The organism is Bacteroides sp. ET489, from assembly GCF_030518095.1.
Lineage (GTDB): Bacteria > Bacteroidota > Bacteroidia > Bacteroidales > Bacteroidaceae > Bacteroides > Bacteroides ndongoniae.
The window spans coordinates 165,631-191,013 of sequence record NZ_JAULLJ010000004.1 but is presented as its reverse complement, the minus strand read 5'-3'; the positions used below and the strand labels follow the sequence as shown (position 1 = coordinate 191,013).

General features: G+C 42.4%; 12 protein-coding genes. 11 read left to right on the top strand and 1 reads right to left on the bottom strand.

All coding sequences use genetic code 11. The annotated features are described in order from the left end of the window. Positions 1-5: 5 nt before the first annotated feature. Complete coding sequence (locus Q3C19_RS03825) at positions 6-3,242, top strand: glycoside hydrolase N-terminal domain-containing protein (protein WP_302727328.1); 3,237 nt, start codon at positions 6-8, stop codon at positions 3,240-3,242. A 116-nt stretch (positions 3,243-3,358) separates the two neighbouring features. Here Q3C19_RS03825 and Q3C19_RS03820 read toward each other — a convergent pair whose 3' ends face one another. Continuing rightward, positions 3,359-7,486, bottom strand: a complete 4,128-nt coding sequence (locus tag Q3C19_RS03820) for a two-component regulator propeller domain-containing protein (protein WP_302727326.1) — start codon at positions 7,484-7,486, stop codon at positions 3,359-3,361. A 634-nt stretch (positions 7,487-8,120) separates the two neighbouring features. On the opposite strand from Q3C19_RS03820, the gene Q3C19_RS03815 reads away from it, so the two are divergent. The 10 genes from Q3C19_RS03815 to Q3C19_RS03770 all read left to right on the top strand — a co-directional run bounded on the left by Q3C19_RS03815 (position 8,121) and on the right by Q3C19_RS03770 (position 25,380). Beyond that, positions 8,121-10,883 (top strand): heparinase II/III family protein, encoded by a 2,763-nt coding sequence (locus Q3C19_RS03815; protein WP_302727324.1) that lies wholly within the window; start codon positions 8,121-8,123, stop codon positions 10,881-10,883. 114 nt (positions 10,884-10,997) lie between these two features. Continuing rightward, a complete protein-coding gene (locus Q3C19_RS03810; protein ID WP_302727322.1) occupies positions 10,998-12,449 on the top strand; it encodes a glycosyl hydrolase family 28 protein in 1,452 nt (483 codons plus the stop codon). A 203-nt stretch (positions 12,450-12,652) separates the two neighbouring features. Then, entirely contained in the window at positions 12,653-13,798 is a 1,146-nt protein-coding gene (locus Q3C19_RS03805; RefSeq protein WP_302727320.1) for an acyltransferase, read from the top strand. A gap of 94 nt (positions 13,799-13,892) precedes the next feature. Beyond that, positions 13,893-16,667: a two-component regulator propeller domain-containing protein gene (locus Q3C19_RS03800; protein WP_277120287.1), complete on the top strand. Its 2,775-nt coding sequence runs from the start codon at positions 13,893-13,895 to the stop codon at positions 16,665-16,667. Positions 16,668-16,805: 138 nt separating this feature from the next. Further along, a complete protein-coding gene (locus Q3C19_RS03795; protein WP_277120286.1) occupies positions 16,806-18,557 on the top strand; it encodes a tetratricopeptide repeat protein in 1,752 nt (583 codons plus the stop codon). Between the two features lie 142 nt (positions 18,558-18,699). Further along, a complete protein-coding gene (locus Q3C19_RS03790; protein WP_277120284.1) occupies positions 18,700-19,104 on the top strand; it encodes a DUF3244 domain-containing protein in 405 nt (134 codons plus the stop codon). Between the two features lie 81 nt (positions 19,105-19,185). Further along, a complete protein-coding gene (locus Q3C19_RS03785; RefSeq protein ID WP_277120282.1) occupies positions 19,186-19,413 on the top strand; it encodes a hypothetical protein in 228 nt (75 codons plus the stop codon). A gap of 156 nt (positions 19,414-19,569) precedes the next feature. Beyond that, a complete protein-coding gene (locus tag Q3C19_RS03780; protein WP_277120280.1) occupies positions 19,570-20,883 on the top strand; it encodes a radical SAM protein in 1,314 nt (437 codons plus the stop codon). Positions 20,884-20,899: 16 nt separating this feature from the next. Further along, positions 20,900-23,188 carry a TonB-dependent receptor gene (locus tag Q3C19_RS03775; protein WP_277120277.1) on the top strand — a complete coding sequence of 763 codons (2,289 nt, stop codon included), beginning with the start codon at positions 20,900-20,902 and terminating at the stop codon, positions 23,186-23,188. Continuing rightward, positions 23,188-25,380, top strand: a complete 2,193-nt coding sequence (locus tag Q3C19_RS03770; protein ID WP_277120275.1) for a peptidase domain-containing ABC transporter — start codon at positions 23,188-23,190, stop codon at positions 25,378-25,380. The genes Q3C19_RS03775 and Q3C19_RS03770 overlap by 1 nt, the downstream gene beginning before the upstream one ends. Positions 25,381-25,383 lie beyond the last annotated feature (3 nt).

The window sequence follows — 25,383 nt, the reverse complement described above, 5'->3', positions numbered from 1 at the left end:
ATATTATGAAGAAGTTAAAAGCTTTGCTATGCATGTCATTGTTGAGTGTGGCAATGGTTGCACAGGATAAGGACTTCCATGTTTATCTTTGTCTGGGACAATCGAATATGGAAGGCAATGCAAAAATTGAGGCACAAGATACTTGTGGCGTTGACGAGCGGTTTAAGGTAATGGCTGCAGTCGACTGTCCTGACTTGGGACGGCAACAGGGTGAATGGTATACGGCTGTTCCTCCTTTAGCTCGTTGCTATACAGGGTTGACTCCTGCCGATTATTTCGGTCGTACGATGGTAGCCAATCTTCCAACGAGAATCAAGGTCGGAGTCATCAATGTGGCTGTAGGTGGTTGCAAGATTGAGCTGTTTGATAAAGATCATTATAATGAATATATTGTTTCGCAGCCCGACTGGATGAAAAACATGGTGAAAGAATATGGAGGTAATCCTTATGGCCGTTTAGTCGATTTGGCTCGTCAGGCGCAGAAGCAAGGTGTCATTAAAGGCATTTTGTTACATCAGGGAGAATCGAATACGGGTGATAAGGAGTGGCCTCGGAAAGTGAAGAAAGTATATGAAAATCTGTTGAGTGATCTCAATCTGAAGGCTGAAGATGTTCCCTTGTTGGCTGGAGAGGTGGTACATGCTGATCAGAAGGGAGCTTGTGCCAGTATGAATGCAATTATAGATACATTGTCGCGAGTGATTCCTACTGCTCATGTTATTCCCTCGGCTGGATGTCCGGTTGCAAAGGACCATTTACATTTTACCGCAGAAGGTTATCGTATATTGGGTACTCGCTATGCATCTACCATGTTGTCTTTATTGGGATATGATGCTTTACGCGATGAAACCATGGGCCCACGGATGAAATTGTGGTATACGCATCCGGCACGTAATTGGACTGAGGCGCTTCCTTTAGGTAATTCCCGTCTTGGAGCAATGATCTTTGGAGGTGTTGGCAGTGAAGAACTACAGTTGAATGAAGAAACGTTCTGGGCAGGAGGTCCTTATAGTAATAACAATCCGAAAGGGCGCGAAGCTTTACCCAAAATACGTGAATTGATCTTTCAGAATAAGTTTGGCGAAGCCCAAAAGATGATCGATGATAACTTCAATACTCCTCAAAACGGTATGCGTTATCTGACGTTAGGCAGTTTGTTCCTCAACTTTCCGGGGCATGAAAATCCGTTGAATTATTATCGCGATCTGGATATAGAGAAAGCGGTTGCCACGGTTCGGTACGAGGTTGATGGAGTGGTATATAAACGTACAGCCTTTTCTTCTTTTACAGACGATGTGATTATTGTCCGTATTGAAGCAGACAAGGAAAAAGCTTTGAACTTTTCGGTAGCTTATAAATGTCCGTTAGAATCAGTTATATCGGCCAAGGGTAATAAACTTACTATGCAATGCAAAGGCTGCGAGCAAGAAGGTATTCCAGCAGCTTTAAATGCCGAATGCCAGATACAGGTGAAAACCAATGGTAAGGTGAAAGGGGATGGTGAGAAATTATCAGTTTCCGATGCTACTACAGCAACATTGTACATATCGGCTGCCACCAATTTTATAAATTATAACGATGTCAGCGGTAATGCGTCCAAACGTGTTGCCGATAAAATAAAGAAAGCCCTTAAGGTATCATATGCAGATGCTTTGGCTTCCCATACAGCTGCTTATCAGAAACAGTTCGGGCGGGTATCGTTTACACTTCCGTCTACCGATGCTTCAAAAAAAGAAACCGATATACGTGTACGTGACTTCAATAAGACTGATGATCAGAATCTGACAACGTTGCTTTTCCAGTACGGGCGTTATTTGTTGATTTCTTCTTCACAGCCAGGAGGACAACCGGCCAATCTGCAAGGATTATGGAATCAAAGCATGTATGCTCCATGGGATAGTAAATATACTATTAACATCAATACAGAAATGAATTATTGGCCTGCTGAGGTAACCAATCTTTCTGAGACGCACGAACCTTTGTTTAAGATGCTGACAGAATTGGCTGTGAAAGGAGGAGAAACCGCACGTGAACTTTATGGGGCTAAAGGATGGGTTGCTCATCACAACACAGATATATGGAGGGCATGTGGTCCTGTAGATGGAGCTTATTTTGGTATGTGGCCTAATGGTGGAGCTTGGCTGGCTCAACATCTGTGGCAGCATTATCTTTTTACCGGTGATCAGGCTTTTCTGAAACAATACTATCCGATATTAAAAGGTACTGCAGATTTTTATATGAGCCATCTTGTAGAGCATCCGAAATATGGCTGGTTAGTGACCGCTCCGTCTATGTCGCCCGAACATGGTTATGCCGGTCCTAGTAGCATTACGGCTGGATGTACTATGGACAATCAGATAGCATACGATGCTTTATATAATACTTTATTGGCTACCCGTACGTTGGGTGGAGATAAAGCTTATGCCGATTCTTTGGAACAGACATTACGGCGTTTGCCGCCTATGCAGATCGGTCGTTACAATCAGTTGCAGGAATGGCTTGCCGATGCAGATGATCCGAAAGACCAGCATCGTCATATTTCTCATTTGTATGGACTTTATCCGAGCAATCAGATTACTCCTTCTCAAAGTCCTTTGCTGTTTCAGGCTGCACGTAATACGTTGCTTCAGCGTGGTGATATGGCTACTGGCTGGAGTATTGGTTGGAAGATTAATTTCTGGGCACGTATGCTCGATGGTAATCATGCGTACCGTATCATACGAAATATGCTTTGCCTGTTGCCTGGTGATGATAAACAAAGGGAATACCCTGAGGGACGTACTTATCCCAACCTTTTTGATGCTCATCCACCTTTCCAGATTGATGGTAATTTCGGTTATACGGCGGGAGTTGCCGAGATGCTTTTGCAGAGTCACGATGGAGCAGTTCATTTGTTGCCGGCTGTACCTGAAGAGTGGAGTGAGGGTGCTGTAAAAGGTTTAGTTGCTCGTGGAGGTTTTGAAGTTGATATGGATTGGGAAGGCGGACAGCTGCTTCAAGCAAAGATTCATTCCCGCATTGGAGGAGTGTTACGCCTGCGTTCATATGTACCATTGAAAGGAAAAGGTCTGAAAGTTGCAGAAGGGGCATGTCCTAACCCATTGAACGCTCCGGCTACACTTTTGACCAAGCCTTTGGTTTCTAAAGAACTGAAATCGCCAGAACAACCAATATTATATCAAATTTATGAATATGATATCGAAACACAACCTGGTGAAGAGTATATTGTAGAACGTGAATGAGAGATCTGATCCTTTATTTTAGAAAAAGATAAAATATAAAAAGAACCATATTAAGCTCAATGTGAGTAAAATATGGTTCTTTTTGTATTATGCCGTAACAACTATGGTTTTATTTTTCAAGCTTTTTCCTCTTTGTCGCTATCTGTCTTTTCTTCTATATTCTCTTCTTTTTGATAACGTTCCATATATGCTGACGGTGATATGCCGAAAAGCTCTTTGAATGAGGTTGAAAAATAAGTGGTACTGGTAAATCCGGTCATTATCGCTACTTCTGTGATGTTACGGTGTTTATCAGCCAACAAAGCAGCAGCTTGTTTCAGACGCAAATTTTTTATAAGTTCACGTGGAGCTTGGTTAGTCAGTTCCTTTAATTTCCGATGCAGATGCACACGGCTGATTCCAACTTCTTGCGCTATCATTTCAACATTCAGATCTGGGTTACCGATGTTGTCATTTATCATTTTCATTACACGGTCAAGTAGTCTCTCATCGGGCGAATCTGCATCAATCTTTTGCAGGCGTTCTTCCTGCTCTTGATTGCCTGTGAAGTTATTTTTCAGAATCTCACGGCTCCTAATGAGGTTGGTGACAGTTCTTTTGAGAATTTCGATACTAAAAGGTTTCATGATATAGGCATCTGCTCCCATTTCCAAGCCTTCCAAGTTGTCTTCTTCGCGTGTTTTGGCTGTCAGCAGTATCACTGGTATGTGGTTGATATTGATATTCTGTTTTATTTTTCGGCATAAAGTAAGTCCATCCATTTCCGGCATCATGATGTCGCTGATGACAAGATCTGGAGGTGTTTTTGCAAAAATCAGATTCATGGCCTCTTTCCCGTTGGGGCACTCTTTTACATGAAATTCTGTACTTAATTCCTGAGCGATGTATTGTCTGATCTCCTTGTCGTCTTCTACAATAAGAACCTGATATTTGGTTTTAGTTCTGAGTTTGTTCTTATCGTTTTCTTCTTCATATTCAAAGCCTGCAGGTAGAGTGTTGGAAGTTGATTCCGATATGATAATATCTTCCGATGGCGTATCATCTATTTCTTCAGCTTTCAAGTGTTTTCTGCCCATGGGAAGGCGGATAATGAAGTGGCAGCCAGGTCCTTTGACATTATTTTCTGCCATGATAATACCGTGGTGTAGTTCCACCAGTGAGCGCGTCAGGTGAAGTCCTATTCCACTGCCTATAGTCGACTTGGTCTGACTGTTTCGTATTTGGTAAAAACGGTCAAATATACGTTCAATATCCTCTTGTTTGATGCCAATGCCTGTATCTTCTATGATAATTTCAAAATAATGCCGCAAAGCAGATTGGGCGCTTTCTGGATCTTCGCCTGTATGTAGGTAGATAGATATTTTTCCATTTTCAGGAGTAAATTTGAATGCATTTGACAGTACATTCAGTATGATTTTATCAAAGTTCTTGGGATCTATCCAAGCGTTCAGCATTTCGAAATCAGGTTGGAATATAAATTCGATATGTTTAGCATTAGCCTGATATTCAAAAGTCTGGTATTGATCGCGTATAAAGGAAACAATATCTGTTTCATGGAATTTTAGCTGCATTTGTCCTTTATCGATTTTCCGGATGTCCATAAGCTGGTTTACCAGATGCAGAATTCGTTCGGCATTACGATAGATCATTTTATATGTCTGTTGCCGTGTTTCGTCTGTATCGTTAGTTATAAGTTTTTGTAACGGACTGATGATAAGTGACATCGGCGTCCGTATCTCATGCGAGATGTTGATAAAGAATTGCAGTTTGGCTTCGTGTAGCTGTTCGTTATGGATATGTTCAAGCATCTTTTGACGTGCGATGTAGCGTTGTCGTACTTGATATGCAATAGTACCGATAACTGCACAGACTATGATCACATAAATAATTTGTGCCCACCAGGATGAATACCAGGGTGGGGAAATGATGATAGTTATTGCTTTGATATCCGAATATGAATTATAATCTTTCGATTTTACTTGAAATTTATATTTGCCGGGAGCCAAATCGCTGAATGAAACTCGATTACTTCCTTGTTGTAGATTGACCCAATGGCTATTGTTGAAGCTATATGCATAACTGATTCGTTCGGGGCTGTAGAATTCCATGGCCGAGAACTCAATACTGAAAGAATTGTCTTTATGAGACAGATGGAAAGTTGTTGCATCGGGAACAGATGCTTTTACAATATCATATCTGCCTGATTTCATCCCCAATCTTACTTGGCGGTCGTGGATATAGAAATCTGCAATGCGGATTTCTGGCTTTTTATTGTGATTGATGATTTTTAGAGGGTCAAAGATGGTTACTCCTCCTGTTCCGCCGAATATCAGTTTGTTTTCTGTGGCAAAGGCGGTTCCTTTGGTAAATTCATTACCTTGTAATCCATCGCTAGCGTAGAAATTTACGAAATTGTTTGCTTTTTTATCGAAATGGGATATTCCGAAGTTTGTACTGATCCATAGATGATCTTCTGAGTCTCCTTTTATCGCTGAAATGGAGTTACTTGGTAGTCCATCCTTCATACCATATTCTTTGATTTCTCCAGTTTCGGGAGTCAGACAGCGCAATCCTTGTGCCGTTCCTATCCAAATTAGTCCTTCTGCATCTTCGTAAAGTGCGTAAATGACTTCGCCTGTCAGAAGTCGGTTCACTTTGTACGTTGTAGCAAAATTCATGGTAGGTATGTCGAGACAGCCCAAACCGTCATAAGTACCTATGTATAGTTTATCATTACGGGTATGGAGCAGACAGTTTATCCATCTGTTGTGCAGCATATTGCCGTCCGAGCGATATTCCAATCCGTTTTGTGGACTGGGGCAGGTGTATATTTCACCTGTTTTGAGGCTGATACGGTAAAGGCCGGTGCCCATCGTTCCTATCCATAACTGTTGGTGGCTGTCTTCAACGATGCTGTATACACTTTGTACTTTCTCGCCATTGGGCAGTTTCAATTTTACGTAGTCGCAATGTCCGTTGTATGGATTCATTTTTGCCAGTCCATCGCGATAAGATCCTAGCCATAAGTCATGCTGGGAATCTTCATAAATGCTCATTAAGGTTGGAGAAACGGAATGAGAATCGCTTGAGGGGGTGAAGTGCCGGCAGCTCGAAGCATTAGGGCTAATGCCATAAATACCGTCGTTATCGGTTCCTACCCATAGCGTTCCGTCATGCGACTGGCATACCGACATGACACAGCTGGACCCGATGATATTTTGGGTCGATGATTTGTAACCAATGTAGTTGAAATTGTTGATGATAGTGGGCACTATCATAACTCCTTTTTGGAATAATCCCAGCCAGATATTTCCCTGTTTATCTTTTAGAATAGAATGTACTTTAGATTTTTTGAAATCGAAGCTGGCTGTATTGATATTGCCTTCTTCAATGGTTTGTTTTTCGGTGTTGTAGATTCTAAGTCCATTTCCGTCTGTACCGATATAGATTTTATTCTCTATCGGATAAAGGGTTTTGATAGGAAGTGGAGTTTTGTTATATGAAATATGTATGAGCCTTTTTTGCTTGCGGTCGTATCTGAACAGGCCATTTTTCAGGCAGCCTATATATAAGTCCCCTTTATTGTCTTCACAAATGCTTGATGGCCAAATAATTCCATCAGAACTATTGTAGTTGGATATTTTTTTATTTTTGTTTATGTGGAATATTCCTTTATCAGGTGTGACTATCCATAATGTCTCGTCATGGTCCTCGTATACATAGTCTACTAAGTAGCTAGGTACTAAATCCAATTGCTGTAGGGCTTCCTTTTTTTCCTGAACTGGATTAATAATAAATATGCCGTGTCCTGAAGTTCCTATGACAATATCACCATTTTTACGCTCTATGATAGAAGAAATATTGGCATTTCCATAGTAGTCGCCTGTCGTGAATTTCATGGGAATTGTTGTAAACGATTCGCGTGCACGGTCATACAGCTGAAGTCCTGTCAAGGTACCCACATAAAAATTGTCTTTGCTGTCTTCGAACATAATGCGGGTATAGTTATTCTTTAGTGTGTTTTCGTTTTGAGGATCATTTTTGTAGACTGTGAATTTTGCTGCGTCGTAGCGGTTCAGTCCGTCTTCAGTTGCTATCCATACAACTCCTTCTTTGTCTTGATAGACACTATTTATCATGCTGCTCGACAATTCTTTGTCTGCGGTAAATATTTTGCCTTCTTGTCCGTAGCAAACGATTGCTATACAAAAATAGAGTAATAGAATATGTACTTTCTTTATCATTTTCCCAATATTAACTTTGCAAAGATAAAAAAAGGTGGGTGTCGAGACAAAGGAAAAACAAGTTTTCAGTGTTGTTTCTACAGGCTATTTTTTATTTTTATCCGATTGTCTTTCATCTTTGTATGTGAAGTAGCTTTCTTCCTTAAATAAACTATTTATGCGAATTGACGGTTGAAAATGTTTTTTGTACAATTTGAGGATATGTATTCCTGTTTTTAGAAGGATAATTTTGGGATCGATGAATTTTATATGTGCTTGACAAAATTAATTTGTGTTCAATATAAAATCAGCCTATCTTCGTATCGGATGTTGCCTACTATCGCATCGAATGTTGCCTACCTTCGACTTGAATGTTGCCTACTATCACCAAAGGTTTTGGTAATATACGATATATTGTTGGATAATATATTGAAATATAGATATTTATCTGTGGATAGGTGGTGGAAGCTGTAAATATTAAAGTCTTTCTTAACTATTATTCTCATATTGGAATATATTTCACTTTCCAATCGAACCATTTTCTTGTAGTCATGATAATGTAAAAATGCAGTAAAACAATCGAAATGACATAAGCGTGTTGAGTAGAAATACGATTTAATTCGTATCTTTATAAAACAGAAATCAGAATAAAGATATGAAAAGACTTGAAACGGTATTGGTTTTTCTATGCATGGTGGTTGTGTTATGGTCGCAAAACGGTGTAAATCTGTCACAATTGCCTCAGGAACATCCACGTTATCTTACTACTCCACAGGGTAAGGATGAAACATGGAAGTTGATAGAAAATGAGAGTTGGGCAAAGGACGTATTTGAAAAACTGAAGCAACGTACGGATAAATACACTGAACGGACGGAAAGTCAACCGGATTGGTTACTGTCGCGATTGGCTATGTACTGGACTTCACATGCAACCGATGTTTATATCAAGGGGGAAGTATTTGACCATGCAGGTGGGGCGAAAGCACCTGTCCCTACTGTACGTTATACGGGAACCCGTGGAACAGTTGCTACTTATGGACGCCCCCGGTTGGAAGATGTGAAACCGTACGATGATGATGAAGCTGGTAATGTTACCTTTCACAATAATACCTTGCCCGGACGCCCTTTAGAGAAAGTGCATCCTTCTAAAACCGGACGTAATATTGAGAGCCTGAACCGTGAGATTGTTGGGATTGCGCGCGATGCTGCTTTTCTTTATTGGATGACCGATGACGAAAAGTACGCACGACTGGCAGCTGGCGTATTCGATACTTATATGCAAGGCATTTATTATCGTAATGTTCCGGTCGATCTGAATCATGGGCATCAGCAAACCTTGGTGGGTATGAGTTCGTTTGAGGTGATTCACGAAGACATTCTTTACGATCTCGTTCCGTTGTACGACTTTCTGTATAATTATCTGAAGGAACATTATGCCGCCAGTATGGAAATTTATGCCGGCGCTTTCAAAAAATGGGCGGACAATATCATTGCCAACGGGGTTCCCCACAACAACTGGAATCTGATGCAGGCTCGTTATGTGATGGATATCGGCCTTGTGCTGGAGGATGATGACGCTTATGCGGATCGTAAGGGGCGCAGATATTATATAGATTATGTACTCAACCGTTCCAGTATCCGTCAATGGAGTTTGAAACGCCTGGCCGATTATGGCTATGACCCTCAAACCGGTATTTGGGCCGAATGTCCCGGTTATAGTAATGTGGTACTGAACGATTATACCAGTTTTACCACTCTTTTCGACCGCAATTTGCATGTCGACCTTACTTCCGAATTACCGGTTATTCCGAAAGCTGTTTCGGCTTTACCTCAATATCTGTTCCCAAATCGTATGATATGTGGCTTTGGTGATACGCATCCGGGATATCTGAACACGACTCCTATTGTCCGTATGATACGGAACGCTCGTGCCAATGGTAAGAAAGAGCAGGAGAACTTTTTCACAGCCATGCTGAAGTGCTTCGATCCTGAGTCGGCTACCCAGACGGAGACTTCCGGTAAAGTGCCCGTTTCCATTCATTCTTTTTTTGGAGAGAAGCCACTTACTCTTGATGAAGAGATAGCCGCCGGTAAGGTTGAAGATTATGTATCTCCTTTATTCTATGCTCCAAACGTGTCGTGGTTGGTACAGCGCAACGGAATGAACCGTCGCCACAGCTTGATGGTTTCTCTAAATGGCAGCGAAGGCAATCACATGCATGCCAATGGTATTTCGATGGAATTATATGGTAAAGGATATGTGCTGGGACCTGATGCCGGTATCGGACAGTACTCATACAGTGGTTTGGATTATTTGGAATATTATTCCCAGTTTCCCAGCCATAATACGGTGTGTGTGGACGGTATATCAAGTTATCCGGTCATGAAGAGTAATCATGCTTTCAAGCTTCAATCCTGTTATCCGGCTCCCGCACTTGCTTCACTTGCTGGTGAAGACAAATTTCCGCCTGTCACTTATAGCGAAGTATATTTCCGTGAGCCGGAAAGCCGTGCTGACCAGACCCGACTGATCGGCATTGTAACTACGGGGGCAGAATCAGGATATTATGTCGATATCTTCCGTAGCCGTAAAGAATTGGGAGGAGACAAGATGCACGATTATTTCTATCATAATCTGGGGCAGACAATGAATCTGACCGCTTCGGACGGTACCGATCTGCTTTTACAGCCTACCGATGAACTAGCTTTTGCCGGAGCTCATTTATATGCCTATTCCTATTTGTATGATAAGTCGTGTACCCTTACCGATAAGGATATCAAGGCTACCTTTACCATACAGATGCCGGATAAAGATGATATTTATATGAATATGTGGATGAAAGGTCAGCCGCAGCGTACTGTTTTCAAGGCGCTTAGTCCCATGACCGAAGGACTGAGCCGTACTCCGGGCATGCCTTATAATATAAAGGAACAGCCTACGCTTACCTTCGTAGCACGTCAGGAGGGAGAAGCTTGGAATCGTCCCTTTGTAGCAATCTACGAGCCTTCGTCTGCCATGGAGCCCAGTCTGATAGAATCTGTTACGTTCCCTGAGGTGACTTCTAATGCAGAGGGCAGCCATGTGGGCATTTGTGTGAAACAGAAGAAAGAACGTACCGACCATATTCTTTCGTCGGACACTGCTGCACATGTATGTAGCATGGGGCAAATGAAAGCGACTGCTACGTATGCTTTGTGGGGGAAACAAGGTGAAACAGATCACATATTTTTTATGGGTAATGGTACTTATGCGGAAACTCCTCGTCTGACAATAAAGGCTGATAAGAATATAAATGTTCTTTTGGAAAATCTGGATGGAGAATGGTATTATACAGCATCTGGCCCCTGCCGAATTTCTTTGGATGGAAAACAGTATGTCATCAGTCGTGCGGTTGAAGTGAAGACTCTGCTGCATTAATGGGAAAGTCTACTTTGATTATCTTTTTTCTATTATTTTTCTGAAGATGATTAGGCGTATGTTGAGGAATCTTCGTATAACCAGCAGTACAAACTAAAAAATATGAATATAGAAATGAGATTGAAAAGAACCCTGTTGGTTACAGGTGCCTTGTTAGGCATTGTTTACAATGCTTGGGCACAGAATCGACTGATTACTTATCCCGTTCCCGAAGGCGAGGAGATGAAAAACGACTTCGTTGTCGATGTGCGTGAACCGGGAGGCGAGTGGAAGCAAGTAGATACGTACGCTGTCAAAGTGGATGAAGTAAGAGATACCAAACATCATGTGGAAAAGGCTTCGTTGGGCTATTTCGACTTTTCGGGCGAGGTGGAAGTTAAAGTCCGTTTTTGTCATGGTAGCATCGAGACCGCCCGTGTGCGTCCTCTTTCATACGGTATTGTACCGACTGTAACGGATAGCGTACTGACTTTCCGGTTGGATCGTCCACGCAATCTTTCGGTAGAGGTCAACGGTGATATTTTTCACAATCTTCACTTGTTTGCCAATCCGATTGACGTGAACAATCCGCTGGAAGGAACGACGCTGAAGAAACTGAAGCGGCGTCGTGACCTGATTTATTTCGGTCCCGGTGTACATCGTCTGCCGGGCGATACGTTGAATGTTCCGTCTGGAAAGACGGTCTATGTAGCAGGTGGTGCTGTAGTCAAGGGATGTATCCGTGCAGTGAATGTGCGCGATGTCAAGATACTGGGACGCGGAAAAGTGCACCCTGAAGGCAGAGGAGCCGGGTTGAGCATTGTTAACTCGAAAAATGTGCTGGTCGATGGTTTGATTTCTACCCAATGCCCTACGGGCGGTTCGGACAGCGTGACGATACGCAACGTGAAGGTCATCAGTTCCTATGGCTGGGGTGACGGACTGAACGTATTTGCCAGCAACAATGTCCTTTTCGACGGAGTGTTTTGCCGCAATTCGGACGACTGTACCACCGTTTATGGCACACGTATGGGATTCGTAGGCGGATGCCGTAATATTACGATGCAGAACTCTACGCTGTGGGCCGACGTGGCTCATCCCATCTTTATTGGTATTCACGGTAATGTAAAAAATCCAGAGGTGTTGGAGAATCTGAATTATGTAAACATCGACATTCTGGATCATAAAGAGAAACAACTAGACTATCAAGGTTGCCTTGCTATCAATGCTGGCGACAATAACCTGATTCGTCATGTCCGTTTCGAGAATATCCGTATTGAGAATTTCCGTCAGGGCCAGTTGTTGAATCTGCGTATTTTCTATAACAAGAAGTATTGCCAGGCACCGGGCCGAGGTATCGAAGATGTACTTTTCAAAGATATTGTATATACAGGCAGCAATGCGGAGGTCTCACAGATTATCGGCTACGACAAAGAACGTCGTGTGAAGAACATCCGTTTCGAGAACCTGGTCATCAATGGTGTGCGTATCGCAGATAACATGCCCGGTAAGCCGACCTGGTACAAGACAGGCGACATGGCACGTATCTTTGTGGGTGAACATACCGAGGGAGTGACGTTTGAGTAAGAATGGATCGGTTCTGAAGTTTATGAGTCTTTTGATTTGGTGAATTAAAGGGTGGAAGAATGAAGGAAGAGAAAAAGAGATGTTTTTTGGGTTGCACAATCCGAACTTTCTGTCTATCTTTCGGCTCATTATTATTCATTGAAGGCTGTTGGAGTGAGGACGTATAGTTCTGTAACTGACGGCTAACAAAACTGATATTTGTTATGAGAAACATCACTTCTTCCGCTTCGTTTGCCGACTCCAAGCCTCATTATGAGATTCTTGATGGATTGAGGGGCGTAGCAGCATTGCTGGTCATCTGGTATCATGTTTTCGAAGGTTTTGCAACCAGTCCTGTCGATCAGAGATTCAATCACGGCTATCTGGCTGTCGATTTTTTCTTTGTTCTTTCTGGCTTTGTGGTGGGGTATGCTTACGATGACCGCTGGAAACGGATGAGGTTGGGCGATTTTTTCAAGCGACGCCTTATCCGTTTGCATCCCATGCTGGTAATGGGTGTTCTGTTGGGGGCTTTGTCTTTTATGGTGCAAGGTAGTGTGAAATGGGACGGGACACCGGTTATTCTTTCTGATGTGATGTTGGCCACATTGCTGGGCTTGTTTCTGATTCCAGCTCTTCCCGGTTCAGCACCGGAGGTACGTGGAAATGGTGAGATGTTTCCGCTCAATGGTCCCAGTTGGTCACTTTTTTTCGAGTACATCGGCAATGTGCTTTATGCCTTGTTCCTCCGCCGTTTGTCTACAAGGTGGCTGACTGTATGGGTGGTGCTGACAGGGGCTGGACTGGCTTCGTTCGCTTTATTCAATTTATCAGGATTCGGGCATTTGGGCGTGGGATGGTCGTTGTTGGACTACAATCTGCCCGGTGGTTTGCTGCGTATGATGTTTTCCTTTTCGGTAGGATTGCTGATGTCACGTCTATTCAAGCCTGTACACATTCGGGGGGCTTTCTGGTGGTGCAGTCTGGGAGTAGCCATATTGCTATGTGTGCCTCATTTGGGGACTGGTGGCGCCTGGTGGCATAATGGACTTTACGATTCCCTTTGTGTCCTTTTTGCTTTTCCGTTGTTGGTATGGCTTGGTGCTTCGGGTCAAACGACAGACCATGCCTCCACACGTGTTTGCAAGTTTTTGGGCGATATTTCCTATCCGCTTTATATCATCCATTATCCCTTTATGTATTTGTTCTATGCTTGGGTATGGCGCAAGGAACTTTCTTTCTCTCAGGCGTGGCCGGTGGCGACAGCTGTATTTTTAGGCAGTATTCTGCTGGCTTATCTTTGTCTGAAGCTGTACGATGAACCGGTTCGTCGATGGCTTAGCAGAAAGTTCCTTGAACGTAAGCCTTGACCGTACTTATCTTGGGGAGAAATGTGGTGGAATTTGGCTTTTTTTCTATTTTTGCATATTCTTATTTGCTATATAGGAGAACGAGAAAATGCCTTTGCTAAGATTTTTTTTGATATTTGTGCTGTTGTTTGTTGCGGCAGGAGGTGCTTCCGCTGACGAGTATACTGTAACGGCTATCGGCAATGATGAAATAACATGCCGTTTCGAAGACAATCGTATTAACGCCATTTATAAGGATTCGGACGGTTTTGTCTGGATAGGTACAGGAGCTACTGTGGAACGGGTCGGCGGTCGCCGTTCGTTGGTCTATCATTTTGCTGAAGAAAGGCAAGGCATAGCTCCAGCTCCATTTCTGGTAAATGCACTTATCGAAGCCCAAAAACATGAACTATGGGCAGCTACCATTCAGGGGGTCTGGCGTATGAATCATGTGACTCGTACGATGGAACGGATGTTTGCCGACGAAATAAACTTTCCCGTACAGGCTTTAGGTAAAGACGAATCGGGAACCCTCTACATAGCTACTACCAACGGACTTTATATCTACGATGGCAGCCGCTTGCGTCATATTGTGATGGACGAGAAAAATGCTATTTCCGCTCGTAATCTGATTATGGACATAGCTGTAGTTGGGTCACAGGAAGCTTGGCTGTTGACAGCCGAGGGACTGGTGCTGTGTGACACTCGTTCGGGTGCATTGAAATTTTATCCTTGTCCATTGGTTTCTGCTGGTCGTCTGTTTTGTCTTGTGGAACGGGAAAGCTGTCTGTATATTGGCACCCATCAAGGTGAGGTTATCACCTTCGACTTGTCGAAGCGTACTTTTTCTTCTTTTTGGAAAAGTGATGTACAGGTGCCGGTTGTAGCTTTGGATTGGGAGGCCGGTCTGCTTGGTGTAGCAACCAAAGGGCAGGGACTTTATCTGCTTTCGGCTTCGGATGGAGAAACCATGTGTCACTTTACTTACGATGGTGAAACAGGGCAGGGGTTATTATCCAATATGCTTTCTTCGGTCTTGCTTGCCGGGGACGAAATTTGGTGCGGAACCGATTATTATCAAGGGATGAACCTGTTGAAAAAGAGAGATGCCTCGTACCGGCGTTATGCACGTGGTCTGTTTACACGCCACGATGTAGGTGTGCGCAGTTTCCTTAAAACCGGTCATTATACGTTTGTCGGAACACGCGAAGGATTTTATTGTGTAGACGAACGTACTGGCAATATTCGTCTGGTCAGTGTTTCGAGAGCAGGGGAGGGTCATTTGCGTTCTAATCTGATTTTCTCTTTTTTCGATAACGGTGATGAAGTCTGGGTTGGAACCTGCGGCGGTGGTCTGGCTGTGTTCAATCCCAAGGACGGGACTTTCCGGGAAACTCCGTTGACCCGGACCTGTGTATCTAACGACATTTTTATGTTTCAGGATGATGGCGATGGGCTGGTATGGCTGGCGGCTTCCGACGGGCTTTATTCTTACGACCGGCGTTCCGGCGATATACGCGACTATAACGCTTCGGGCAGTGGGATGCCGGGAAATATTGTTTACGGCATTTATGTGGACTCGAAACAGCGTTTTTGGGTCGGGACGGACAAGGGACTGACGCTGTTCGACCGCTCTACCGGACGTTGTTCTTCAGCCGGATTGCCTTCAGTTTGTTCTGCTGCAGTACGTTCCATTTACGAAGGGCGTGATGGAACCTTGTTTTTCTGTCTGCTCGACAATCGGCTGCTCGTGGCCGACAACGAACTGAAACATTTCCGGATGTTGGATGCGGTGAGGTGTCATACGGTGATGCAGGACAGCCTGGGCTTTTATTGGTTGGGCGATGCAACCGGTTTGCTGCGGATGGACGAGAAACTGGAAGGTTATCGGCTTTTCGGTATGGAGGCAGGTTTGTCTGTCAGTTCCGGAGCTCCGATTGCGAAAGATGAGAACGGGCAGTTATGGGTGTGTGCCACGAAAGGAGTGTATACCATTATTCCGCAACAGGAATATCCGGACCTGTCAGTGCGCATCACGGAAATGTTTGTCAACGGTAAGCCGTATGCCGACCACTATGTGTTGTGTTCCGATACGGTACTTGTGTTGGAGCCGGATGAGAATACGGTGACTTTTCAATTCTTCCCGTTGGGCTATCGTGCACCGGGACAGGCCAGATACCAGTATATGCTCGAAGGTAAGGATTCCACTTGGATCGACTTAAGCGGTGAAGACAAAGTATCTTTCTTTGGTTTGCCCTCCGGACAGTATAAATTCAGGGTTCGCGAGTATATGAATCGCGATTCCGAGGATTTTGTTTCGTTTGTTGTCGGCACTCAGCGTTCGTGGTTGCTTTATGTGGTTGTCTTGGGAGGCGTGTTGGCAATATCTGCATTTGTTGTTTACAGAATACGGAACAGGAAACCTGTTGCAGATGTTCAGGTAGAAAGTCCGGTACAGGCCCTGCCACCAGTTCAACCGTCGGAACCGGCACCTGAGGCTGTGCAGTCGTCTGCGGAAAGTTACTCGAAACTGAACGAAGCCGAGGCACAAGCTGTCATCGAAGCCTTGAAGCGCTATATGGAGGAGCAGCAACCTTATCTCAATGTCGACTTAAAGCAGTCGGACGTAGCGGTAGCTGTGGGGTATCCCACTTATCTGCTTTCCGCAGTATTTACCCACCACCTGAAGATGGGCTACTACGACTTTGTCAACAGCTATCGGGTAGAGCGTTTCAAACAGTCGGTAGCCGAAGGACTTCATAAAAAATATACACTGGTCACCTTGGCCGAGAAATGCGGCTTCAAATCGAAGGCCTCCTTCTTCCGTGCTTTCAAGAAGTTCACGGGCAGCACACCAAGTGAGTATATCCAGCAGCATGGCGGGGAGTAATATCAGACTCTGTTTGTCTTCTTGCTTTTGATATTCCTCATCCTTTTTCATGTCCTGTTACCGGCTTGTAGACTGTATCGTTGCAAAATTAGTGGGGGCAGCGTGTGTCCTGTCGGAAAAAATGCTACATTTGCCGACATGAAAGCAACAATTCAGTCGCTCCTGCTCATCTGTGTCCTGCTTTGCTTCTGCCATTGCGGGCATAAGCCCTATCCGCAGTCGTTGATGATGGCGGACAGCCTGGCAAGCGCATGTCCGGATAGCGCCGTCTCTTTGCTGAAAAGCATAGCGGGCACCATGCAGGATGAACCGGAAGCCACGCGGATGTATTATCGCCTGCTTTGTATCAAGGCAAACGACAAGGCATACATCGAGCACACTTCGGACAGCCTGATATTACCCGTATTGCATTATTATTTGGAGAAAGACGATGAACGGCATTTATCCGAGGCTTATTACTATGCCGGTCGGGTCTATCGCGATTTGGGTGACGCGCCGCAGGCATTGGAGTATTTTGAAAAAGCATTGGAGGCTTTGCCCGAAGAGGGTAAATACCCATTGAAGGGTAAGATTTACAGTCAGATGGGTACACTGTTTGGCTATCAGAATATGTATGCCGAAGCCTTGGAAATGTACAGGAAAGGAAGAGAATGTGATCATATACTGAAAGACAGCGTAGGCCTGATTTTCACGTTAAGAGACATCGCTAATATGTACAGAGAATTGGGTAGGCAAGACAGCGCACTGGTCTATCTCAAAGAGGCAAATCACTTAAGCCTGCAACTGCATCGGACAGATTTGTTCAACATGATGCAAAGCCAGCTTGCTTCGCTATACAGGGATTTACAAGAATATGATTCTGCCCGGATAGCATTGCAGAATGCCTTAAGGGATATTGAACGACCCAACAGAAGCGGCATCTATAGCATTGCGGCAGAGCTATATCATAAAATAGGAATGATTGACTCTGCTACATATTATTATAAAGCCCTGATTGACTTTGGTACTATCTATGCCAAAGAAGCAGCCCACCGCAGTCTGGCAGAAATTGCAATGGCAGCAGGCAACAGCCGGCTTGCCATGCAGCATATTCAGGCATACCTCCGGTGCAACGATTCCGCCCAAAAAATCACCTATACGGAAAGCTTGCACCAGATGCATTCGCTATACAACTATCAACTGCGGGAAAAGGAGAACAACCGGCTGAAAGATGAAAATCAAAAGAAAGCAGATTATATCCTATACGGCTTAATGGTATTCATTGTGTCCATAGCCCTCTTCTTTGCCTATCACCAATACAACAAACGCAAGAACCAACAACTGAAATACCAACTTCAAAGAGCCGAGCAGATAAAAGAAGAGAATTACAGAAAGAGCCGTCAATTCATAGAGGAAAACAAGATGCGGATTCAAAAGTTGGAGGAGGAATTGAATCATGTGAACGTTGCAAACGAGATTTTAAGAAAAGAGATACAAGACCAGAAAGAATTGCTCCACCAAGAGACACGGCGGGCAGAAATAGAACAAGGCAAACGAGAGCAGGCACAGAAAGCACTGTCCGGTTCCGATATATATCGGCTGCTTAAGACGAGGCTACTCGATCCTCAAGGGCGGATATTCGTCACAACCGAAGAGTGGCAGATTATGGAAGACACCCTCAAAGAAACCTGTCCGGGTTTCTTTGAGAAGCTGAGTGAAATCTATACTTTCAATGAGTTTCAACTGCATGTCTGCATGCTTATCAAAGCCCATTTTTCCCCTTCCGAGATAGCCAAGCTGACAGAACGTCCCAAAGAAACCATTGCTTCCACGCGTAGAAGACTATATGCCCGGATTTTCCAGGAGAAAGGGAAACCGGAAGATTGGGATAACTTTATTATCTCATTATAAGGTATATACGCTAAATTGCACACAGTGTGCAGCGCGCAATAAACCGCCTGCACACTACTATGCACACTCATTTTGGGGTTAAAAACAATCTGAATACAAGAAAAGTCTTTTCCTTTGCGATATCAAAAAACAAAATCCTAAAATGAAAGAACAAATGAGAATACTGTTATTACTAATGAGTTTCTTTTTCTGCAATAATATTTTGGCAGAAGAGGTGGAAATAGCACTCCATTGCGGAAACAATAAAAAAGATTGGGTGAAAGATAAACGTTCTATTACGTTAGTACCTACTGCTACGATTGACGAAAATACAATACGTATCTACACGGATGTAGCCGTATCGGAATTTCAACTGTCTATCAAAGATAGTATGGGAAACGTTGTTTATACTTGTAGTGATATGACGCCTTCACAATGCCATACGTTTGAAGTGAATGCCTTATTGGAAGGTGAATATATGTTGGAAATTGAAATAGGAGATGAATCCTTTTATGGATATTTCTCTTTAATAAAATGTGGAGAGACTTATCTTTTTCAGGGTAAATGATAATAAGGCAACAGCTTTCAGGATAGTTGTTGTTTGAGTATAAATAATTTATTATTTTTGTGTAATTAAAGTATAATAGTAATGAAGGAAAAAGTGTTAACAAAATGGAACCTGCCTTTAGATTTGGTAGAACTTCATGATGAAGAAATCGCTCTGATTAAAGGTGGTGGAATGGAAGTTTCTGAGATAAACAATGGTTGTAATCCAGGTTGTGTGATAGGTTGTAATCCAGGTTGTAATCCAGGTTGTAATCCAGGTTGTTCAGTAACTAAGCCTATAACACCTACTACGCCTACCAATGCTGTATGACAAGAAAGTGGTATTTTTATTGAGAAATGATTCTGAAATTGTTGATTCAGTTTGATTATTATACACACTTTTTGAGTCTAAAATTAATCTAACCTAATTTGAAAGAATGGTAACAATCATATATTATGCCATTCTTTCATTTTTCAATATGCTTCAATGAAAGAAAGTTATTACAATCTGTATACGCCTGTTAATCAGGGAGTTCTTTGCTTTAATACTTACAGTGACACATTTGCTATTCTACCCCAAAGTGTCTATTCTGCTTTAATGAAAAATAAATTTTCATCCTTAAATCCAGACAAACTTGAAATGTTGAAAAATAGTCATCTAATAATAGATGATGAAATAGATGAATATAAACTGTTAGTAGAAGAATATAAGCGAGTTGAGTATTCCGGTATTTATTATCTGACAATACTTCCTTCATTGGATTGTAATGTTAGGTGTTGGTATTGTTTTGAAAAGCATATTAAAGGAAGTCATCTTACTTTACAACAGCAAGAGCGAATTTTCAAATACGCAAAACAAGTATTAGATCGGAATGACATTAATACTTTATTTATAACACTATTCGGGGGAGAGCCTTTGTTATACTTTAAGGAAGAAGTATATCCTTTGCTTTTGAGAATAAAAGAATATGCAGAATCCATAGATAAATACATAACGCTATCTGTAACTACTAATGCGCTATGTATTGATAAAACTTCAGTCTCATTGTTCGCAGAATTTAAAACTATGTTTCAAATTTCTATAGATGGATATAGGAAAAAACATAACTCAGTCAAAAGAGCACCGAATATACAAAATGCTTATGAAATTGTAATGAATGCTATACATTTATTGTCTGATACATATGATGCTCATATAAATCTCCGAGTCAATTACGACAATCAGACATTAAAACACTTACCAAGTCTTATAAAAGATATTGATGACGTTGATCGATCAAAGATTAAGATTCACTTGGAACGTATATGGCAAACGTTTCCTGCAAAAAAAACGGAAGGATTAACTTTGGCAGATGCAATAAATCTGTTGCTATCCAAGGACTTTTGTGTTACATACTTAAACTTTTCAAGAAGAAACATTGCCTGCATTAATGACGCGAAGAATGGTGCTATAATTTCATATGATGGAATCGTATATAAATGTACTGGAAGAGATTTTATTGAAGAACTATCTGAAGGGACTTTGTCCGAAAATGGTTGTATAATTTGGAATGAATCAAAAGTGAAAAAACGACAAAAGATTAAAACATATGACAATCCTGTATGCCGTGTTTGTAAACTTCTGCCTCAGTGTTGGGGGCCATGCAGTCAGAAACAATTAGAAAATCCAGAAAACATAATAGATTTATGTCCCTTAAAAAATATGGAAATAACTATAGATGAATATATTAGTTATCGTTTTAATAATACGTATGTTTGTAAACAGAATTATGGGGATAGATTTCCAATAGAGTTTATTTGACTTTAAACAAATATTTATGGATTCGATTAGATACAAATTACTGATTGCCGTACTATTTATAAGCTTTTCTCCAGTGTTTGGGCAATTTTCATACTCCCTTTCAGGTGTCGTAGAAGCTCCAACAGGACAAAATATTAAGGATGCAGTCGTTACATTGCAAGTAAAAGATACACTGATTGGTTACACCTTAAGCGACCATTCCGGTAAATACCAATTTAGTAAACTCCCTGCAAACGATTATGAGTTAACAATAAGTCATCCCGACTTTATTACGTTGGAAACTTCCATTCAACTGACTGACAATAAAAAACTGACACACGTATTGTCACCCATCAGCGAAATAGCTTTGGATAGTGTATTGGTAGTAGCCGATCGCAGTAACATTGTAAAAAATGATGCAACAGGACAAACGTTCTATCTTTCAGGAAAATCCAGAAAAGAAAAAAGCATATATGATGCCCTATCTGAAATCCCCAGTCTTAAAATAAATCCACTTAAACGCGAGATAAAAACAATAAATAACGAAAGTGTAACTATTTTAATTAATGGAATGGAAAGACCTGTTTCACTTGAAACGATAGATCCTTCACAAATAGAGGCGGTAGAAGTAATAAATAATCCTTCTGCTAAATATCTGATGAATGGTTTACAACGTGTCATCAACTTAAAACTGAAAGCCCGTGTCCAAAACTATCAGATTGTGAATTTATATACAGCCATCAATCCGGAATTGATCGTAAATACGGGTAGCGGTGGATTTGAAATGGGGAACTCTAAGTATTCATTTTTTATCAATGCTATGGGAATGATTCATCATAATGAGAAAGGGAAAGAATCTGGCTATCAAAATTTAGGCGTTAGCAGTAAGATTTATGACAACTCTACCCAGTTTAATTACGGATATTACGACTTCACGGTAGGTGGTGATTTTCTTCCTAACAAAAAAGACTATTTATCTTATAGTGCCTACGTCAATCGTAACACAGAGGCTATGGACTACGAAGGAATAGGTAATATTTCTGACCAGCTAACTGACATCGGATACACCAGTATCAGGAAATACGACAACCAAACATGGGGCATGGGAGGAAAACTATTCTACAGGCGTACTTTTAATAGTGTTTCCCAACTGGAAAGTAGTGCAAGTTACAACCTGAATTTCTTGGACAACGAGGATTGTACGTCCGAAAAGGGAATAGACTATAATTATAATTGTGATGTGTACAATGATGCACAACAGCATTTGTTTAATTACTCATTAGAATATCAAAGAACACTGAACAATAAATCTGCACTTACTATCGGTACAAACACAGCTTATACCACCGGATATGTCGAGGATATCCGTAAAGAGAATAACCGATTCGATCACAGCCAATGGCAGGAATATCTTTATGGAATGTACAGATATAATCACAAGTGGCTTTCTTATATGGCCTCCGCTGGTTTGGATGTCATTGTAAATAGAAATGCCGGTATCAAGAACAATTATTATAGGCTGAAATTCAGCGGAAGTTGCAACTTTCAATTAAACAATCGTCATTCCATACTTCTTTATACAAATGGATATTCCATCGCTCCCAGCATTTCGTATCTCAATCCGTTTAACACGTCTTCTGACAGTATGCAAGTAATAAAGGGAAATCCATATCTGGAGCCTGCTTACGTGAAACAGATAGGGATACAGTATCAGGGGACTGTAGGTAATTGGTACATCCAACCCATTCTGACATATATTACCTATAACGATATATATGACCGAGTTGGCTATAAAGTGGATGACTTATACATATATACATACGAGAATAAAGACAAAAAGAAGCAGTTATATTCCAATATGAGCATTAGGTATTCTATTAATAATGCCGGATATATCGGACTGAACGGAGGCTATCAACGTGTTTTTTACGAAGATTGTGCCAAAGGTTGGTTTAACGCTAACATTAATTGGAGAATTTATTATAAGAAATTTGTGTGGAGTGGATATATTTATGCTCAGCCTTACACCTATGAACAGTACTCCAAGCGGAAAGCATATATAGATAGTAGTACTTCGGTGAATTGGAACATAAACTCTAATTGGAATGTCGGAGCTACTTTACGATATATTTTGGCTGCTTGCAGAAATGAATATTGGATTGATGATCCCAAGCAAGATTACAGTTACTATGTCAATCGGGAGTTCCCTAAAAGACACAATATGATTAGCATTACAGTACAATATTCTTGGAAAAAGAGAGAAAAGAAAAGATATAATAATCAACTTCAATTAGATAAATCAAATATTCAGCTGTTGAGAGAATAATGAAACGATTCCCTTTATACAAACAACATGATTCAATGCAATGTGGAATAGCTTGTTTGCAAATGGTTTGTCGATATTTCGGTATTAGTTATTCTATACAAGAACTCTCGCATCTTTGTTTTGCAACCACTGAAGGAGTATCGTTGCTGGCTATCAGTGAAGCAGCTGGCAAAATTGGTATGCGCACTATAAAAGCTAAAGTTACTATCCAACAACTTATTAATGCCCCTTTGCCTTGTATCCTATATTGGGAACAGAAACATTTTGTTGTATTATATAGAATCAATCGAAAGAAAAAATATTTTATAGCCGACCCTGCAAAAGGCTTGATACAATACACAGAAAATGAGTTTAAAGAAAATTGGTTTAATACATTTGCCAAGAACGAAGAAGCAGGAATCGCCCTCTTCCTTCAACCCACGCCTGCCTTCTACGAAAAGCAAGAAGAACACAAATCAGAGAAACGCACCTTCTCTTTCCTTTTTGGTTATTTCCGCCAATACCGCCGCTACTTCGGGCAAATCGTCTTGGGCTTGTTAGTGGGCAGCATCCTGCAACTCATCTTTCCTTTCCTGACACAAGCCATCGTGGACGTAGGCATCAAGCACCGGAATCTGGACTTCATCTACTTGATACTTGCCGGGCAACTGATGCTGACCGTCAGCCGTACATCCGTGGACTTCATCCGCCGATGGATATTGCTGCACATCAGCATGCGGATAAACATTTCGTTGGTGAGCGATTTTTTCATCAAGCTGCTGAAGCTGCCGATGTCCTTCTTCGACACCAAACTGATGGGCGACCTGCTGCAACGGATGAACGACCACAACCGAGTGGAGAAGTTCCTCACCACGCAGACGCTCAGTGTGATGTTCTCGCTGTTCAGTTTCATTGTGTTTGGTGCCGTGCTGCTATGCTACAATCTGCCTATCTTCTGTATTTTCCTGATAGGAAGCATTGCTTACTCCGTATGGATAGCCCTCTTCCTGAAACGGCGGAAGCAGATAGACTACCTCTACTTCGAGAAGCAGGCGAAGAACAACAACAAGACCTACCAGTTCATCACCGCCATGCAGGAGATAAAGCTGCAAGACTGCGAACAGCGCCGCCGCTGGGAGTGGGAAGACGTGCAGGCCGAACTGTTCGACGCCAACATGAAGAACCTTAAGCTACAACAGACACAAGAGGCGGGCAGCATTTTCATCAACGAGATAAAGAACATTGTGATTACCGTAGTGGCGGCAACCGCCGTGATAAACGGGCAAATGACGCTGGGTATGATGTTGGCCGTGCAGTACATCATCGGACAACTGAACTCGCCCATCGAGCAGCTGATGAATTTTATCTATTCCCTGCAAGACGTGAAAATCAGCTTGGAACGCATCAACGAAATTCACGAAATGGAAAATGAGGAAAGCGATCAGGAAGCACTCACCGCATTTCAAAACCAAGACAAAAGTTTGCGGTTGAAACAAGTGGACTTCAAATACGACCCGCATGCCCTGAGCAAGACGCTGGACGGGGTGGATTTTGAAATCCCCCAAGGCAAGGTGACCGCCATCGTGGGCACCAGCGGAAGCGGAAAAACGACAATCATCAAGCTGCTGCTGGGCTATTACAAAGTATTGGGTGGGGAAATCTCCATTGCCGGGACGGACATCAACCACTTCAATCTGAAGTGGTGGCGCAGGCAATGTGGCGTAGTGATGCAGGATGGGGTCATCTTCTCCGAATCCATTGCACGCAATATTGCCGTAGGCGATGGGGAAATAGACAAAGAACGGTTGGCGGAAGCAGCCCGGATAGCCAATATAGACGACTACATCATGCGCCTTCCCCTGAAATACAATACCCTGATAGGACAAGACGGAGTAGGATTGAGCCAGGGACAGAAGCAACGGATACTGATAGCCCGGGCCGTCTATAAGAATCCGCAGTACATTTTTCTGGACGAAGCCACCAATGCGCTGGATGCCAACAACGAACGGGCGATTGTAGAAAACCTGACGAAGTTCTACCAAGGAAAAACGGTGGTTGTAGTGGCGCATCGCCTAAGTACGGTAAAGAATGCCGATCAGATAGTGGTGATAGACAAAGGGAAAATCATAGAAACCGGAAAGCATCAGGAATTGATTGCCAACCGGGGAGCTTATTACAACCTCGTGAAGAATCAATTGGAATTAGGCAGTTAGGGT